Origin of the sequence: Streptomyces boncukensis, from assembly GCF_011045075.1 — a bacterium.
In the GTDB taxonomy this organism is placed as follows: Bacteria; Actinomycetota; Actinomycetes; order Streptomycetales; family Streptomycetaceae; genus Streptomyces; species Streptomyces boncukensis.
Genome location: NZ_JAAKZZ010000004.1, coordinates 19,751 through 35,508, shown reverse-complemented (window position 1 = coordinate 35,508; position 15,758 = coordinate 19,751). Strand labels below are relative to the sequence as shown.

The 15,758-nt window shown below is 72.8% G+C and carries 14 protein-coding genes; 9 read left to right on the top strand and 5 right to left on the bottom strand.

What is annotated here, in order from left to right:
* Positions 1-47 precede the first annotated feature (47 nt).
* Positions 48-1,418 carry a hemolysin family protein gene (locus G5C65_RS01075; RefSeq protein WP_165296637.1) on the top strand — a complete coding sequence of 457 codons (1,371 nt, stop codon included), beginning with the start codon at positions 48-50 and terminating at the stop codon, positions 1,416-1,418.
* Positions 1,415-2,662 carry a hemolysin family protein gene (locus G5C65_RS01070; protein WP_165296636.1) on the top strand — a complete coding sequence of 416 codons (1,248 nt, stop codon included), beginning with the start codon at positions 1,415-1,417 and terminating at the stop codon, positions 2,660-2,662. The genes G5C65_RS01075 and G5C65_RS01070 overlap by 4 nt, the downstream gene beginning before the upstream one ends.
* Here the strand turns inward: G5C65_RS01070 and G5C65_RS01065 are convergent.
* Entirely contained in the window at positions 2,556-4,697 is a 2,142-nt protein-coding gene (locus G5C65_RS01065) for an AAA family ATPase (RefSeq protein ID WP_206441097.1), read from the bottom strand. The genes G5C65_RS01070 and G5C65_RS01065 overlap by 107 nt on opposite strands.
* A gap of 396 nt (positions 4,698-5,093) precedes the next feature.
* Positions 5,094-5,693, bottom strand: coding sequence for a uridine kinase family protein (locus G5C65_RS01060; protein ID WP_165296634.1), 600 nt, complete (start codon positions 5,691-5,693; stop codon positions 5,094-5,096).
* A 152-nt stretch (positions 5,694-5,845) separates the two neighbouring features.
* Between G5C65_RS01060 and G5C65_RS01055 the strand changes: the two genes are divergently transcribed.
* From G5C65_RS01055 to G5C65_RS01030, 7 genes are all read left to right on the top strand, one after another.
* Entirely contained in the window at positions 5,846-7,240 is a 1,395-nt protein-coding gene (locus G5C65_RS01055; protein ID WP_165296633.1) for a peptidase C39 family protein, read from the top strand.
* Between the two features lie 501 nt (positions 7,241-7,741).
* The gene (locus tag G5C65_RS01050; protein ID WP_241265460.1) at positions 7,742-8,860 is read left to right on the top strand and encodes an alpha/beta fold hydrolase; all 1,119 of its coding nucleotides are present in this window, start codon (positions 7,742-7,744) and stop codon (positions 8,858-8,860) included.
* Positions 8,788-9,285: an alpha/beta hydrolase gene (locus G5C65_RS38870; protein WP_241265459.1), complete on the top strand. Its 498-nt coding sequence runs from the start codon at positions 8,788-8,790 to the stop codon at positions 9,283-9,285. Before G5C65_RS01050 ends, G5C65_RS38870 begins: the two co-directional genes overlap by 73 nt.
* Before the next feature lie 279 nt (positions 9,286-9,564).
* Complete coding sequence (locus G5C65_RS01045) at positions 9,565-10,800, top strand: helix-turn-helix domain-containing protein (RefSeq protein WP_165296632.1); 1,236 nt, start codon at positions 9,565-9,567, stop codon at positions 10,798-10,800.
* 169 nt (positions 10,801-10,969) lie between these two features.
* A complete protein-coding gene (locus G5C65_RS01040) occupies positions 10,970-11,242 on the top strand; it encodes a hypothetical protein (protein WP_241265458.1) in 273 nt (90 codons plus the stop codon).
* Positions 11,243-11,453: 211 nt separating this feature from the next.
* Complete coding sequence (locus G5C65_RS01035; RefSeq protein WP_165296631.1) at positions 11,454-11,807, top strand: hypothetical protein; 354 nt, start codon at positions 11,454-11,456, stop codon at positions 11,805-11,807.
* Positions 11,804-12,025, top strand: coding sequence for a hypothetical protein (locus G5C65_RS01030; protein WP_165296630.1), 222 nt, complete (start codon positions 11,804-11,806; stop codon positions 12,023-12,025). Before G5C65_RS01035 ends, G5C65_RS01030 begins: the two co-directional genes overlap by 4 nt.
* A gap of 509 nt (positions 12,026-12,534) precedes the next feature.
* Here the strand turns inward: G5C65_RS01030 and G5C65_RS01025 are convergent.
* Genes G5C65_RS01025 through G5C65_RS01015 form a run of 3 tightly spaced genes read right to left on the bottom strand, consistent with a single transcriptional unit; the run spans position 12,535 to position 15,738 of the window.
* Positions 12,535-13,920, bottom strand: coding sequence for an NAD(P)/FAD-dependent oxidoreductase (locus G5C65_RS01025; protein ID WP_165296629.1), 1,386 nt, complete (start codon positions 13,918-13,920; stop codon positions 12,535-12,537).
* A gap of 19 nt (positions 13,921-13,939) precedes the next feature.
* On the bottom strand, positions 13,940-14,815 hold the full coding sequence (locus tag G5C65_RS01020) for an SAM-dependent methyltransferase (protein ID WP_165296628.1): 876 nt from the start codon (positions 14,813-14,815) through the stop codon (positions 13,940-13,942).
* Positions 14,812-15,738 carry an SDR family NAD(P)-dependent oxidoreductase gene (locus G5C65_RS01015; RefSeq protein WP_165296652.1) on the bottom strand — a complete coding sequence of 309 codons (927 nt, stop codon included), beginning with the start codon at positions 15,736-15,738 and terminating at the stop codon, positions 14,812-14,814. The genes G5C65_RS01020 and G5C65_RS01015 overlap by 4 nt, the downstream gene beginning before the upstream one ends.
* Positions 15,739-15,758 lie beyond the last annotated feature (20 nt).

The following is a 15,758-nucleotide window of genomic DNA, read 5'->3' as shown; positions in this document are numbered from 1 at the left end:
ACGTCCTGTAGTACGTGCGCCACGCTCCCGTGCCGGGAGGCCGTGGCATGATCCTCCCGCTAGTCCTGCTCTGTGTAGCCTTCCTGCTCATTCTCGCCAACGGGTTCTTCGTCGCCGCCGAGTTCGGCCTCGTCACCGTCGAGCGGCCGGACGCCGAGCGCGCCGCGGCGCGGGGCGACCGCGCGGCCCGCGCCGTCGTCCGCGCCCTGCGCGAGCTCTCCTTCCAGCTCTCCGGCACCCAGCTCGGCATCACCCTCACCTCCCTGGTCACCGGCATGCTCGCCGAGCCCGCGCTCGCCGAGGTGCTGGACGCCCCGCTGACCTCCGCCGGGATCCCGTCCGGCGTGGTGCCGGGCGTCGCCGTCGCCGTCGGCATGCTCACCGCCTCCGCCGTCCAGATGGTGCTCGGCGAGCTGGTGCCGAAGAACTGGGCGGTCTCCCGGCCGCTGGCCGTCGCCCGGTTCGTGGCCCGCCCGCAGCGTCTGTTCGCGGCGCTCTTCCGCCCCGTCATCGCGCTGCTGAACGCCGCCGCCAACCGCGTCGTGCGTGCCTTCGGGGTGGAGCCCGCCGAGGAGCTGGCCTCCGCGCGTACGCCCGGCGAACTGGTCTCCCTGGCCCGGCACTCGGCGCGCGCCGGCGCCATCGAGCAGGACACCGCCGACCTGTTCGTGCGCACCCTCTCCCTCGGCGGGCTGACCGCGCAGCGCGTGATGACCCCGCGGGTGCGGGTCAGCGCCCTGCAGTCCCTCGCCACCGCGGAGGACGTGCTCAACCTCACCCGCGCCACCGGCCTCTCCCGCTTCCCGGTCTACCGCGACCGGCTGGACGAGGTCACCGGCATGGTCCACCTCAAGGACGCCCTCGCCGTCCCCGCGCACGAGCGGCTGCACACCCCGGCGGGCCGGATCGCCGTTCCGCCGCTGCTCGTTCCGCAGACGCTGCCGGTGCAGCCGCTGCTGGAGCGGCTGCGCAGCGAGCAGCCCATCGCGGTCGTCGTGGACGAGTACGGCGGCACGGCGGGCGTCGTCACCCTGGAGGACATCGTCGAGGAGCTCGTCGGCGAGGTGCGGGACGAGCATGACGGGCAGCTGTACGACGAGCTGCCCGAACTCGCGCCCACCGCACCGGACCCCGAGGGCCGGCCGGCCTGGGAGGCCGACGGCGGCTGCCGGGTGACCTCGCTGCCGCGCATCGGGCTCGACGTGCCCGAGGGGCCGTACGAGACCGTGGCGGGGCTCGTCGCCGACCTCCTCGGCCGGATCCCCGCGCCCGGGGACACCGCCGTCGTCCACGGCCCGCAGGGCGCCTGGCAGCTGAGGGTGCGCCGGGTCACGCACCATCGCGCGGAGCGCGTCCGCATCGTCGCGCCGGCGCGCGTTCCCGCGCTCGCCACCGGGGAGCGGGGGGCCGCCCGATGAGCGTCCTGCAGCTGCTCTTCGCCGCGCTGCTGGTGCTCGGCAACGGCTTCTTCGTGGGCGCCGAGTTCGCGCTGGTGTCCGTGCGCCGCAGCCAGATCGAGCCGCTGGCCGCCGCGGGCTCGGCGCGGGCCCGGCAGGTGCTGCGCGGCCTGGAGAGCCTGCCGCAGATGATGGCCGCCGCGCAGTTCGGCATCACCGTGTGCTCCCTCACCCTGGGCGCCGTCGCCGAGCCGACCCTCGCCCATCTGCTCGAACCGCTCTTCCACGCCGCCCGGCTGCCCGCCGCCGCCATCCATCCGGCCGGCTACGCCTGCGCGCTGGCCGTCGTCGTCTTCTTCCACCTGGTCGTCGGCGAGATGGTGCCCAAGAACCTGGCGATGGCGGCCCCGGAGCGCACCGCGCTGTGGCTCAGCCCCGCACTGGTCGCCTTCGCCCGGCTCACCCGCCCGGTGACGGCCGGGCTCGGCAGCTGCGCGAAGCTGATCCTGCGCGCCTTCCGCGTCGAGCCCAAGGACGAGGTGGAGACCGTCTTCACCAGCGAGCAGCTCAACCAGCTCGTGGCGGACTCCCGGCAGGCCGGGCTGCTCGGGCACGCCGAGCACGAGCGCCTCGCCGACGCCCTCGAACTGGGCTCCCGCCCGGTCACCGACGTCCTGCTGCGCCGCGCCGACCTGGTCACCGTCGACGCGGGCGTCACCCCGCACCGGGTGGAGGAGCTGACCGTGCGCACCGGCTACTCGCGCTTTCCTGTGCTCGCCGACGACGGCGGGTTCCTCGGCTATCTGCACGTCAAGGACGTGCTCGACCTGGAGGACCACCAGCGGGCCGTCCCGCAGCGGCTCTGGCGGCCGATGATCACCCTGCGCGCCGAGCTGCCGCTGGACGACGCGCTGGGCGCGCTGCGCGCCGCCGCCTGCCATCTCGCGGCCGTGGCGGACTCCGCCGGGCGGGCCCTGGGGCTGGTGGCGCTGGAGGACGTCCTGGAGAAGCTGGTCGGCGAGGTCCACGACCCGGCCCACGCTCCCGGCGGCCCGGCGGACCCGGCCGGCGGGAGCGGGACGGCGGCACCGCACCCCCGGCGCCCCGCCGGACGCCGCGGCACCCAGGACCCGGCCGGGGAGCGGGCGCCCGCCGGACTCAGCCCAGCGGCCCGGGGCCCGGACCCGGACCCGGACCCGGGCCCGGACCTGGACGGGGCCCCTCGGGACCGCGGCCGGACAGCACCTCGCCGTACGCCTGCATGAGGTCCGGCAGCCGCAGCGTGGCCAGGTCGTCCCGGGTCGGCGTGCCCGGATAGCTGGACAGCCGCAGGTCGCGGTATGCGCAACTCTTCTCGTAGAGCGTGCGCAGAAACCGGCCGTTGCCCAGCTCGTCGATCCACCCCTGGTCGACGACATGGCCGCTGATGCTGCGCAGCTCCTCCAGGGACTCCTCGTCCCACACGTCGCCGTTGTCGGCCGCCAGCACCTCGCCGATCGCCGTCAGCTCCAGCGGGCGGTACGAGGGGAAGTCCACCCGGGTGGTGAACCGGGAGGACAGGCCCGGGTTGGCGGCCAGCAGCCGGTCCATGCCCTCCGGATAGCCCGCCAGGATCACCACGAGCTGGTCGCGGTTGTCCTCGGCGCGCTTGAGCAGCACCTGGAGGGCCTCGTCGCCGTACGCGTCGCCCTTCGAGTAGCCCGAGTTGGACAGCGCGTACGCCTCGTCCACGAACAGCACGCCGCCCAGCGCCGAGTCGATCAGCTCGTTCGCCTTGACGGCCGTCTGCCCCAGGAACTCGCCCACCAGGTCGGCGCGCTGGGCCTCCACCAGATGGTCCCCGCCGAGCAGCCCGAGTGCGAAGAAGGCGCGGCCCAGGATCCGCGCGACCGTCGTCTTGCCGGTGCCCGAGGGGCCGGAGAAGACGAAGTGCCGCTTGGGCGGCTGCACCGGCAGCCCCTGTCCGGCCCGCAGCCGCGCCATGTGCAGCTGCGCCGACAGCGCCCGCACCTGGCGCTTGACCGGTTCCAGCCCCACCATCCGCTCCAGCTCGTCCAGCGCCTGGGCCAGCAGCACCGGGTCGGACGGGCCGGAGGGGAGCCGCCCCGAGGTGTCGCGGGCAGCGGCGCGCTCGCGGATCGCGCTGGTGTCCACCCGCACGGGCTCCGCCGGGTCCCCGGAGTCCTCCAGGCGCAGCGCGTCGGCGCCCGGGTCCACCTCGGGGTCGGCGCTCTCCGCGCTGTCCGGGAGCCCGGCGCTGTCCAGGTCGGCGGGAGGGGGCTCGGCGCCGTCCGCGAGGCCGCCGTCCCCGAGCGCACCCTCCCCGAGCGCGCCCTCCCCGAGGCCGCCGGCGCCCAGGGCGGCAGGGCCTGCCGCGTCCACGGGGTCGGCGGGGTCCGCCGGTTCGGCCGGGTCGGCGGGCGCGTCCAGACCGCTGTCGAACAGCTCCTGCCCGGCGTTGGCGGCCGGGCCGGTGCCGCCCGCGATGACGGCGGCCGTCAGGCCCGGGTCGGAGCCGCCGCCCAGGGTGTCGGCGTCGGCGATGGTCGTCAGCCGGGCCGCCGTGTCCATGAAGGTCGGGTCTATCCGGTGCACCGCGCGGTAGAGGGGGAGGGCAGCGGCGCTGCGTCCGGTGCCCTCCCGGGCGCGCGCCAGCCAGTACCGCAGCTCCTTGCGCTGCGGCTGCTCGCTGCGGCAGCGCATCAGCGCGGCCGCCAGCAGCGGCTCGGCCTGCGCGTACATCTCCAGCCGCACCCGCGCCATCCCCGCGAACAGCCCCGCCTCGATGCCCAGCAGCGGGTCGTCCACCAGCGGCTCGGTGTGCGCCACCAGCCGCTCCCAGTCCTTGGCCAGATAGGCCCGGCAGGCGTGCAGGAAGCGCACCTGCGGGTCGGCCTCGACGGGCGGGCAGTCCGCCAGCGCGCGGTCCAGCTCGGCGACATGGCGGCCGTCCAGCCAGTGCGAGGCGTGCGCCAGCAGCAGGTCGCGCTCGCTCTCCAGCACCGGCTGCACCCACCAGCCCAGCCAGTACCACGAGTTGAGGGTGCGGGCGTGCCGGGCCCGCTGCTCGCCGAAGCGGTCCCGGTGGTGGTACATCCGCACCAGCGCGGTGGCCGTGTCGGCGCGCAGCGCGTGCAGCCCGAGCCAGCCGTCGGCCATCCCCGGGTCGAGCCGCACCGCGGTGCGGAACTCCTCCTCGGCCTGGGCGTATCCGCCGACCGTGTACGCGTCCACCCCCCGCAGCCACGCGAGTTCGGCCGGGGCGTGCAGGCCCTGGGGGTCCTGCGTGCCGAAGTTCATCACGTCCCCCACGAAACGTCCCCCGTCCAGACGGGACTTGCCGACAGCGACCCGGCGTCACCCCGGGTTTCCGCGTCGTTTCGCATCGTACCCGTGCACGAGGCGGCGTCGAAGAGCGGCGTACGGGGGTGGTGCGGGAGTGTGCAGCGAGCCTGTGGGGGAGAGGTGGCTACTACAAGTGAGTGAAACACATGGGTGTGCTTCCGCTTGGTGGCGGCGGGCAGAACGAAGCCCCCGGTCACGGGGGAACAACCGGGGGCTTCGCGTTCGCGAGCGGCCTGCGTAAACCGCTTGCCGGAAACGTAATTGCTCCGTGGCGCCCGGGTCAAGCCGCTCTGCGGGGAGTGCCGCGGGGGCGTCCGGTTATTGGCCCTCACCCATACACAGAGTGAGATATCACGGCCCGTATACCGGCCCCGCCGGACCCGGCAGTACCTCATATGTCCGATGTCCCTCCCGTACCAGGAAATTCGCGGAGGGCCGGGACGGATCCCGGGCGAAGTGGGCCCGTTCCGCGGGCATCCACCGGTCCCAGAACTCCGCCTGGGCCGTCCCGTCCCTGCGCCGTCCTCTCCGCCACGCCTCGCCGCGCGGCAGCTCCCGCCACAGCAGACAGGCGAGGGACGGACGCAGCGCGCGCCGCCCGGCGCCGACCCCCTCGACCAGCACGACGGGCGCGGCGGGCAGCAGCGCCTCGGAGGTGTACGCCCCGCGGTTCCAGTCGTAGACCTCGTAGCGCGCCGTCTCCCCGCGCCGCAGCGGCTCCAGCACCTGCCGGTCCAGCCGGCCGGTCCAGCCGAACAGGGCCGGGTGGCTGGCGAGGTCGTCCAGATGGAGCACCGGCGCACCGCCGAGCTCGGCGGCCAGCCGTGCGGCCAGCGCCGACTTGCCGGAGCCCGCGTACCCGTCCACGCCGACGAGCCGTACCGGGCCGCAGGAGGGGGGCAGGGTGCTCAGCCGTGCGGCGAGCGCTTCGAGGGACAGGAGAACGGGCATCCCCACAGCGTACGGGCGTACGATGGCCCTGGTTCAGCCCAAAGGCGGCGGCGTGCCGAACGGCCGGACCCTGGTGTCCGGCCCCCGTCAGCGGCAATAGTGGCACCACCCATCGCGCACCACCCACCGCACACGACTGGGGGAGCACCGCCATGATCAGCAGACCAGCCAGCCGCCGCACCCTCCTGGCCGCCGGGGTCGCCGTCGCCGCCTCGGCGACGTCGCCGGCTGCCCTGGCCGACACGCCCGCCCGAGCGGAGCGGTCCGGCGGCGCCCGGAAGGGCAAGGCCACGCCCCGCGACGACACCCATGTCGACCTGCGCTCCTGGTCCAGCTACCGGGACTGGCGGTCCGGCAGGGCCGAGGGCACCCGGGCCGAACGGGGCAGGCGCCCCGGCATCGTCCTGGCCACCCCCGCGGGCACCCTGGAGTACCGGGACCCGCACACCGGGAGGACGGCCGACTGGGAGTACGCCACCTGGACCGCGCCGCGCCACCAGCCGGCCGTCCCCGGCGGCGAGATCATCGCCTCCTGGAACGCCGACACGCCGCCCGGCACCTGGATCAGGACGGAGCTGCGCGGCACCTACTCCGACGGCACCGACACCCCCTGGTACGTCCTCGGCATCTGGAGCGCGGGTGACGGCGACGACGTGCCCCGCCGCACCTCCGTCGGCGGCCAGAAGGACGGCAAGAGCACCGTCTACACCGACACGATCGCCATCGGCGACCTGCCCAGCGGCCTGCGCATCACCGCGTACACGCTGCGCCTCACCCTGTGCCGCGCCCCCGGCAGCAACGCCACCCCGAAGGTGTGGCGGGCCGGCGTGATGAGCTCCGACGTGCCCGACCGCTTCGAGGTCCCCGCCTCCCGGCCGGGCCCTGCCACCGGCGTCGAGCTGGAGGTCCCGCGCTACTCGCAGGAGATCCACATCGGCCGGTACCCCGAGTACGACAACGGCGGCGAGGCGTGGTGCAGCCCCACCTCCTCGCAGATGATCATCGAGTACTGGGGCCGCAAGCCCACCGCCGAGGACCTGGCCTGGGTCAGGCCCGAGTACGACGACCCCCAGGTGTGCCACGCCGCCCGCCACACCTACGACTACCAGTACGAGGGCTGCGGCAACTGGCCCTTCAACGGCGCCTACGCCGCCACCTACCGGGACATGCAGGCCGTCGTCACCCGGCTGGACACCCTCGCCCAGGCCGAGGAGCTGATCGCGGCCGGCATCCCGCTGATCACCTCCCAGTCCTTCCTGGAGTCCGAGCTCGACGGCGCGGGCTACGGCACAGCGGGCCACCTGATGACGGTGATCGGCTTCACCGACGACGGCGACGTCATCGCCAACGACCCCAACTCCCCGGACAACGACGCCGTCCGGCACGTCTACAAGCGCCGCGAGTTCGAGAACATCTGGCTGCGGACCAAGCGGAAGGGCGCCGACGGCACGGTCCTGTCCGGGACGGGCGGCGTCTGCTACGTCTACTTCCCGACCGACGTTTCTCCAGCTCAGCGTCGTGTTTTGCGGCGACACGGGCTCTGCTGAGACAGGTGACGCCCTCGCCGGACCTGTTCCGGCGAGGGCGTTTCTGCTTGATCGAAATCCTCTGAGGGAGTACTGAGGGAGAAACGCCAGAGATCTTGAAACCAGGCGTCCATGGCGTCACGTCCCCGACCATCCGCCTCCGGCATCATGTGTGCGTAGTCCCGAGCCTCGGTGTACTTCATCTCCTTCCGCTGTCGCGCACCCCGGCGTACCACCTCCGGCTCCGGGATGACCCCGGCAGCGGCGAGAGCGGGCTTCCACTGCCGCTGGTTCCACGAGTCCCGTCGAACCCGCGGAGTTCCGGAGGCTTGGTCGCGTCGAGCTGCAGGCTGCCGAGGAGTACGTCGGCGTGATCGAGGCGACTCCGCACGGTCGCGGCGGTTGCCGGGTCGCCGCTCGGCCGGTTCGGCAGGTGGTCTGAGCTTTCTCGGGGGACAACCCCACCCCGGTTCGGGGCTTTCCCGGAGTGTGCTGCGGTGTCCGCAGCCCTAGCGTGCGGACATGTCAACTTCCCGACGTGTCAAGGCGTTCGCGGCCTGCGCAGCGGTGCTCGCCGCCACCGCGACGACCACCGCAACCACCGCAACCACCGCAACCACCGCCGAGCCGAACCCGTTAGCCCGTTTCCACGGCCAGCATGTCGACTGGCACGCCTGTGCCCTCGGTGCCGACGACGAGCTCGGCCAGGACCTGGACGCCGCGGGCGCCGACTGCGCGGACATCACCGTACCGCTCGACTACGCCGACCCCGGCGGTCGCACGATCACCGTCGCCCTATCGCGTCTGAAGGCCACCGACACCGACCACCGCATTGGCCCGCTCCTGCTCAACGACGGGGGACCGGCCGGCCCCAGCCTCCACATGCCACTGACCAAGTCGGAGGTGATGGGAGAAGTTGCCGACCGCTACGACCTGATCGGCATGGACCCGCGCTTCGTCGGCCGGAGCACCCCACTGGACTGCGGCTGGGACCTCGGATCGGCCCCCCTGCGCTCGGCGGGCGCCGACCGGACGGCATTCCGCCAGGAGGTCACCGTCGCCCGCGACCTGGCCAGGCAGTGCGAACGCGCCCACGGCGACGTGCTGCCGTACGTCACCACCCGCAACACCGCTCGCGACATGGACGTCATCCGCGCCGCCCTCGACGAGGACGCCCTCTCCTACCTCGGCTACTCCTACGGCAGTTACCTCGGTGAGGTCTACACACAGCTCTTCCCGGGCCGCACGGATCGCATGGTGCTCGACGGCGTCGCGTCCCGAAGTTCTACAACCAAACTCTGCTGCGCGGCGCCGAAGCGGCCAACGAGGCGGCCCTGCGCACCTGGGCGTCGTGGGCCGCCGCACGACACGGCACCTACGGGCTGGGGGCCACGCGCGCCGAGGTCCTGGCAACCGTCGAGCACATCCTCGACGCCGCCGCGCAGAAGCCGCTGCGGATCGGAAAGACGTACCAGCTGGACGAACACGTCCTCCCCGCCGTCCTCATCGGCGGCCTCGGCAGCGACCTCGACAAGCCGCGCGCCAGCCTGGCCGCGACCCTCAGCCTCATGGCGCGCGCCGCGGAAGGGGAGCCGGTCGATCCGTCCGAAGCGCTCGCCGGGCAGCTGGAGTTCCTGCTGACCGGGGCAGGCTCGGCCCCCGCCAGCCAGATGACCGCGATCATCTGCGGCGACGTGGCCGAGCGGCGCGGCGTTGGCAACTACTGGCGCGCGGTCCAAGTTTCCCGTGAGCGGTTCCCCGTCGCAGGGCCGCTGGCCGGCAACATCACTCCCTGCGAGTTCTGGGACCGGCCCGCCGAGGCGCCGACCGTGCTCGACAACGACGTCCCCGCCCTGCTCGTCGCCGCCACCGGCGACCCCCGCACTGTCTACGCCAGCGCCGAGGACATGCGTGAGCAGTGGCCGAGCTCCCGGCTGCTCACCATGGACGGCGCCCGCCAGCACGGCCTGTACGGCGAGTACGGCAATGCCTGCATCGACGAGCGTGTCAACGACTACCTCCGCACAGGGCGACTTCCCGCACACGACCCGACCTGCGAGGCGTAACCCTGTCGACGCCCTCGGCGACGCGGGCGGTGCCGAGGATGCGGCCCCGGGCGACGACGCGCCGGCCGCCCTCGGCGTCGGGCGGGTGCACGGTGATCGGCGCGGCCATGACACCACCCTGCGCCCCGCAGCGCCGAGCCGCACCCCGAGCATGCCCAGCTACCCGCACCAGCAGCACATGCTGAAGGGCCCAACGGAACGAATCCGTTGGGCCCTTCACAGGTCTCCCGACGCGCGACGGGGGTACCGTTCCCAGTGGACGCTAGGAATGGAGCCAGTATGCCCCAACGCAGCGACATCCAGTGGGGTGCAGAGACGAACGGGCAGAGGTTAGCCCGACTGCGCAAGCGTCGCCGCTGGGATCAGCGTAAGCTCGCCACGGAAAGCGGCTACTCTCTGTCGGCCGTGAAGAAGTTCGAGCAGGGAAACCGATCGCTGGATCGTGCAGATGTAATCCTGCGCTTCGTCAAGGCCCTGGACTGTCACCCCACCGAGATCACCGGCCAGCCGTATGCGCCACCAGACTCTGACCCGGATGGACAAGCCGCGGCAGCTTCTGTGGCTGCCGTACGCCGGGTCCTGATGCGCCACGGCCGTCCAGCTTGGCCCACAGAGCAGGAGGTTTCGGGCATAGACCTCGCTGGCCTGCGCGCCCGGGTTGCGCAGGCCAACGCCTATCGACAGAGGTCAGCACTGGCCAAGAGCGGCGCCGTGCTGCCGGGTCTCCTTCGTGACCTACAAGTTGCAGCCGATCTGTGCGTTGGAGAGGAGCGTCGGCTGGCCTTTGGCCTTCTCGCGTCTGGCTATGAGTGCGCCATGCAGTACCTGTACAAGCTCGGTCACACGGCGGCAGCCACGCTCGCCACCGAAAGGGTTGTGTGGTGCGCAGAGGCGACGGAGGACCCGCTGAGGCGACTGTCCTCCCGCTGGTATGACGCCGGCGAGTTCCTCAGTATCGGCGAGCACGACGAAGCCGGCGCCATCATCGACGACGCGTTGACGGAACTGAGCAGCATCCGAGCCAGCCGCCCCGAAGCGGTATCTCTGCGAGGGTTGTTCCACCTGAAGGCGAGCCTGAACCACGCGCGAGCGGCTGACGGCAAGGCTGCGGAGATGCAACTGCAGAAGGCTCAGGAACAGGCCAACCGACTCGGCGAGGACCGCAACGATTTCGAGTTGCAGTTCGGGCCGACCAATACGGCGATCTGGTCGGTGACACTGCCGGTCGAGATGGGGCGGGGCAAGGACGCGGTTCGCCGAGCAGAACAGGTTACCGCCAGTCTTCCGGCGGACTATGCGCCGGAGCGCCGCTCTCACCATTGGATCGACGTGGGGCGTGCCCATTTCTACAACGGGCAGCGTGACGAGGCCCTCGATGCCTTCTTGACGGCTGAGCGGATGGCGCCGCAGGCGACACGTATGCATGCAGGTGTGCGGGAGACCACGCGGATGATGGTTCACACGCAACGGCGGTCGTCGCTGGTGGAGTTCGGGTTGCGCCTCGGCGTGGTGTGAGGGCGCAGCAGTAGGCAGCGAAGGGGCACAGGGACCCACTCTGTGTCCCTTTCCTGTGTCTGACGGTCCTACGGTCAGTGACTAGACGATCACTGATACGCATGTGACCGTCGGGGTCGCACGTTCTCCAGCGGCCCCGACGCCTCATGTACTGACCGAGGGCAGTCTGATGGTGCGGACAGCAACGAGCGCGAAGACCACCGCCCGCTTCATGCGTGGCGCGTATGTGGTGGATGAGGTCGCTGCGCGGGAGTCGCCGCCGGTGTCCTGCTGGACGGGCCGGGTGCAGATGGTGCTCGCCGGGGGCTGGGTGCGGATCATCCTGCCGCACGCGGTCGAGATCACCACCCGCACCGGCGACCTGCGCGCCGCGACCGACGAGGAACGCGCCGCCTACGACGCCGCAGCCGCCCGGTACGCGGAGACGAGGCCGCGGCGGTGAGCCCGCGTGCCCGCCGTACCGCTGCCCGCGCGGTCGCGGCCGTGACCGGGGTGGTGCGCGCGGAGGCCGCACCGTGTCCGCGTTGCGGGATGCCGCCCCGCGTCAGCGCCTGGACCGAGCCGACGCCCGGGGACGCGCCCCCGGCCATCGCCGTGCGCGGCACCTATGCCTGCGCCTGCCCGCCACCCGACCCGCCCGAGCGGAGTGAACCGTGACCGAGACCCTTTCCTGTCGGCGGGGGCCGCGCGGGACGCTGGCGGCCCTTCTCGCCCATCGGGGCCCTGGCGTCCTGCGGGCGGCGGGGGCGCCGTTCTTACGTGCGGTCTGGCAGGCGACGCCGCCCGTCGACCGGGCCGCCGTACTGGCGCGCCTGGCGTGGGAGGCGCGCGGCGGGGCGGTGCGGGGTGACGCGTACGCGCAGCAGCTGCACCGGGCCGCACGGGCCCACCGGGGCTGCGGACCGTTCACGGTGCGGGCCCGGCCGCAGCACGAGCGGCACATCGAGCTGCACGCCGCGTTCGCGCTTCTGGCGGCCGGTGCCCGGAGAGGGGAGGCGCGGGCATGACGGACGGCATGGACGGGCTGGTGGCTCCGGGCTGGTGTGCGCGGTGCGAAGCGCGGGTGCCGGACTCGATGGCGGTCGCCTATGTGGAGTGCGGCTCCGGGCCGGGCGGGATCGTGGAGGCGTGTGTGGGGCACGCGCGCCAGCTGGCCGCGAGCCCGGCCGCGCCGCAGTGGCTCCGCGACGACATCGCACAGTTCGACGCGGGGAGCGCTACATGATCCGCCGATGGCTGGCCGCCCTGGCCCCGTACCTGAAGTGCCTGTGCGGTGCGCGCATTGGCGATGGCGGCAAATGCACCGGCTGCGGGACGCAGTACTGACCGCCCCGGCCGCCTCGTACACCTCCAGGCAGGCGGCCCGGGTTTACACGCGGTGTGAGGTGTTCACTCGCGGAAGAGGGGAGTGCCGGCGGATTGCTGGCATATGCAGCCACCCGCCAGAGTGGTGGCACTCGTGCTCATACGCCCCTCCAGGGCGGCCCGTCGTGGAGACGTCTGAGAAGGCGTGGAACGCGACGGGCGGACCGCCCCGCTGTGCTGGCTGGCGCGTCGGGGTGATCTATCCAGCTACTGCTGTGCGTACCGTCAGTTCGAGAACATCTGGCTGCGGACCAAGCGGAAGGGCGCCGACGGCACGGGCTCTGCTGACGTGCACGGCAGGGGGCCGCTCCAGGCACCGGAGCGGGCCCCTCCGGTGCGGGTTCCCGCCGCGGCGGGAACCCGCGGCGCTCAGTCGGGCAGGTGCCGCAGCAGGCCGGGGAAGCGGTCCTTCCCGGCCATCAGCGCCGTCATCGCCCTCGCCCCCGCGAAGCTGAGCGGCTCCGGCGGGAAGCCCCGCTCCGCGCCGTCGACGAACAGCAGGTCCGTGTACGCCGTCCGGCGGCCCAGCATCAGATCGCGGAGCACCTTGCCGGTGGTGTGGGTGACGGCGATGCCGTTGCCGCAGTAGCCGTGCGCGTAGTAGACGTCCGGGCCCATCGAGCCCACATGCGGGACGAACTCGCGGGTGATGGCCACGCAGCCGCCGTAGGCGTGCGTGAAGGGCAGGTGGCGCCACTGCGGGAAGTAGCGGCCGAGGATGGCGCGCAGCTCGGCGGTGGCCGAGGGGTTGTCCATGTGCCTGCCCTCGTCCATGTCGCGCCCGTAGTAGTACGGTGCCGGGCCGCCGCCGATCAGGAGCCGGTTGTCGGCGGTGAAGCGGCCGAAGACGATGAAGTTGCGGGCCTCCACGAAGCCCTCCCGGCCGGGCCAGTGCACCTGCGCGAGCTGCTCGCCGGTGAGCGGTTCGGTGACGGCCGCGTAGCTCCACACCGGCACGACCTTGCGGCGGAAGGGCCAGAACCTGTGCTGGTACGCGTTGGTCGCCAGCAGCAGCTTGTCCGAGGAGAGCCGGCCGTGCGGGGTCGTGACGACCGGGCCCTTGGCGGTGCGCTCCACCCGGGTGGCGCGGGTGTTCTCGTGGATCGTCACGCCGAGCTCGCGCACCACCCGGGCCAGCCCGCGCACCAGCTTGTGCGGGTTGATCAGGGAGCCGCCGACCTTGAAGGCGCCGTGGATGGCGGGCGAGTCGATGCGGTCGCGGGCCTCGGCCGCGCTGTACAGCTCCAGGCCGGCCGCCGAGCCGAGCCGCTCGGCCAGCCGCAGGTCCGCCTCCAGCCGCCGCACCTGCGCCGGGCTGGCCGCCACCTGGAAGTAGCCGCTGGGCTCCAGCTCGGCGTCCACGCCGTGGCGCTTGCAGAACCGGCCGAGCTCCAGCATGGACCGGCCGACCAGGGCGTAGGCGGACTTGGCGCGCTCCGGCCCGAAGCGGCCCACCAGCCCCTCCAGGCTGTGGCCGATGGTGGGGGTGACGAAGCCGTCGTTGTGCCCGGAGGCCCCGGCGCCGGCGAACTCGGCCTCGACGATGTGGATGTCGAGCGAGGGCTCGGCCCGTTTGAGGTTGTACGCCGTCCACAGGCCGGTGTAGCCGGCGCCGACGACCGCCACGTCGCAGTGCACATCCCCGGTGAGCGGCGGCCCCGGCGCGACGGGCTCGGTGGAGCGCCAGTAGATCTCGTGCCTGACGGCCGACGGCGCGTCCCGCGCGGCCCTGGCCGGGCCATCCAACGCTGTCATCTGCTGCCTTCCGTGTGTCTCATACGCGTTCGAGGACGATCCGCACCAGCCCCAGATGGCGCTGGGTGAAGCCCGCGACGGCCGCCTCCAGATAGCGCTCGTAGTCGGCGACGACCTGGGGGCCGACGAGCGCCAGCGCCTCCTCGCGGCGCGCGCGCAGCCCCTGGAGCCACAGGCCGCAGGTGCGGGCGTAGTGCTCGGGGTCGTTGCGCAGGTGCAGCACGTCGAAGAGCCGCTCCGAGGACTCGATGATCTCGGAGGTCCAGGGGAGTTCGGACTCGGGGAAGATGCGGTCCACGATGAAGAGCAGGTCGCGCACGGCCTTGCGGTCGAGGCGGACGTTGTTGCCCTTCACATTGGTCTGCAGCGCCAGGCGTCCGCCGGGCGGCAGCCACGCGCGGCACCGCTCGAAGAACGCGCGGTAGGCGGCGATGCGGCCCGCGCGCCCCAGCCCGAAGTCCGCGAAGTGCTCGAAGGCGCCGATGGAGATGATGGCGTCGTACGGCTCCGCGCAGGTGTGCTCGGTCCAGTTCTCGACCCGTACGTCGTAGCGCGCGTCCGCCCAGCGGCGCACCTCCTCGGCCTGGGCGTCGCTGAGCGTCAGCCCGGTGGCGTGCCGCACGCCGTGGGTCTCGACCATACGGCGCATCAGCCCGCCCCAGCCGCAGCCGATGTCGAGCACGCGGCGGGCCCCGGCCGCCCGCGCCTGCTCGACGAGGTAGTCCAGCTTGCGCTCCTGCGCGGCGCGCAGGGTGGGGGTGTCCCGGTCCCACAGCGCGCAGGAGTAGCTGCGGGTCTCGTCCAGCCACAGGCCGTAGAAGTCGTTCCCGATGTCGTAGTGCCCCTGGATGGCGTCCTGGGAGGCGCCGGCGTAGGCAGGCGTTCCGCCGGTCATCCGCTCTCACCCCGCTGCGCCGCCACGACCCTGTTGAGCCGCTGCATACGGGTCGCGAGCGTCATCCGGCCCTCCAGCCGGAAGGCGGCGGGCTGCCTGCCGTCCACATCCGTGAAGCCGTAGCGCGCCGCGAGGTCGCCGACCGCGAGGCGCCGGCCGGAGTCCTCGCCCGCCTTCGGGTCGGCGGCGAGGTGGGCCACCGCGCGGCCCACGTACTCCGGGGTGTGCACGATCTGCGCCGGACCCGAGCCCAGCCGGTCCCAGGCCGCCTCCACCCGCTCGGTGCGGACGAAGCCCGGATGCAGCGCCACCGCCGCCACGGCGTGCTTGCGCAGGTCGTGGGCCATGCCCAGGGTCATACGGTCGGAGGCGTTCTTGCACACGTCGTAGCCGACCTGGCCGAGGTAGATGTCGCCGTCGGTGAAGGAGATGTTGACGATCAGCGCGCGGTCCCGCTCCAGCAGCAGCGGTGTCGCCAGCCGCGAGGCGTGCAACTGGCCGCGCAGCGAGCCGGCGCACAGATCCCAGCGCCACAGTGGCTGCTCCCAGTAGGGCGCGTCGAAGCGCACGTCCATGCCGCGCTCGTAGCCCGCCCAGGCGTTGTTGACCAGCAGGTCGAGCCGGCCCGCCTCCTCGGTGACGCGCGCGAACAGGGCCTCGGTGTCGGTGTCGTCGGTGTGGTCGCAGCGCACCGCGATGCCCTGGCCGCCGCGCGCGGTGACCCCCTCCGCGGTGTCGTCCACGGTGCCGGGCAGATCCTCCGTACGGGCGCCCCCGCGCACGCTGCGGCCGGTCACATAGACCGTGGCGCCCGCGTCGCCGAGCGCGAGCGCGATACCGCGCCCCACGCCCCGGCTGGCGCCCGTGACCAGGGCCACGGCGCCGCTGAGATCCGGCGGTGCCCAGCGGTCCTGCTCGTCCATGCCGAACTCCCCTGTCTCGT

Bases quoted from the DNA above. Each gene is read 5' to 3' on its own strand.
- G5C65_RS01075 (WP_165296637.1), top strand. From the start codon at position 48: ATGATCCTCCCGCTAGTCCTGCTCTGTGTAGCCTTCCTGCTCATTCTC.
- G5C65_RS01070 (WP_165296636.1), top strand. From the start codon at position 1,415: ATGAGCGTCCTGCAGCTGCTCTTCGCCGCGCTGCTGGTGCTCGGCAAC.
- G5C65_RS01065 (WP_206441097.1), bottom strand. From the start codon at position 4,697: ATGAACTTCGGCACGCAGGACCCCCAGGGCCTGCACGCCCCGGCCGAA.
- G5C65_RS01060 (WP_165296634.1), bottom strand. From the start codon at position 5,693: ATGCCCGTTCTCCTGTCCCTCGAAGCGCTCGCCGCACGGCTGAGCACC.
- G5C65_RS01055 (WP_165296633.1), top strand. From the start codon at position 5,846: ATGATCAGCAGACCAGCCAGCCGCCGCACCCTCCTGGCCGCCGGGGTC.
- G5C65_RS01050 (WP_241265460.1), top strand. From the start codon at position 7,742: ATGTCAACTTCCCGACGTGTCAAGGCGTTCGCGGCCTGCGCAGCGGTG.
- G5C65_RS38870 (WP_241265459.1), top strand. From the start codon at position 8,788: ATGGCGCGCGCCGCGGAAGGGGAGCCGGTCGATCCGTCCGAAGCGCTC.
- G5C65_RS01045 (WP_165296632.1), top strand. From the start codon at position 9,565: ATGCCCCAACGCAGCGACATCCAGTGGGGTGCAGAGACGAACGGGCAG.
- G5C65_RS01040 (WP_241265458.1), top strand. From the start codon at position 10,970: ATGGTGCGGACAGCAACGAGCGCGAAGACCACCGCCCGCTTCATGCGT.
- G5C65_RS01030 (WP_165296630.1), top strand. From the start codon at position 11,804: ATGACGGACGGCATGGACGGGCTGGTGGCTCCGGGCTGGTGTGCGCGG.
- G5C65_RS01025 (WP_165296629.1), bottom strand. From the start codon at position 13,920: ATGACAGCGTTGGATGGCCCGGCCAGGGCCGCGCGGGACGCGCCGTCG.
- G5C65_RS01020 (WP_165296628.1), bottom strand. From the start codon at position 14,815: ATGACCGGCGGAACGCCTGCCTACGCCGGCGCCTCCCAGGACGCCATC.
- G5C65_RS01015 (WP_165296652.1), bottom strand. From the start codon at position 15,738: ATGGACGAGCAGGACCGCTGGGCACCGCCGGATCTCAGCGGCGCCGTG.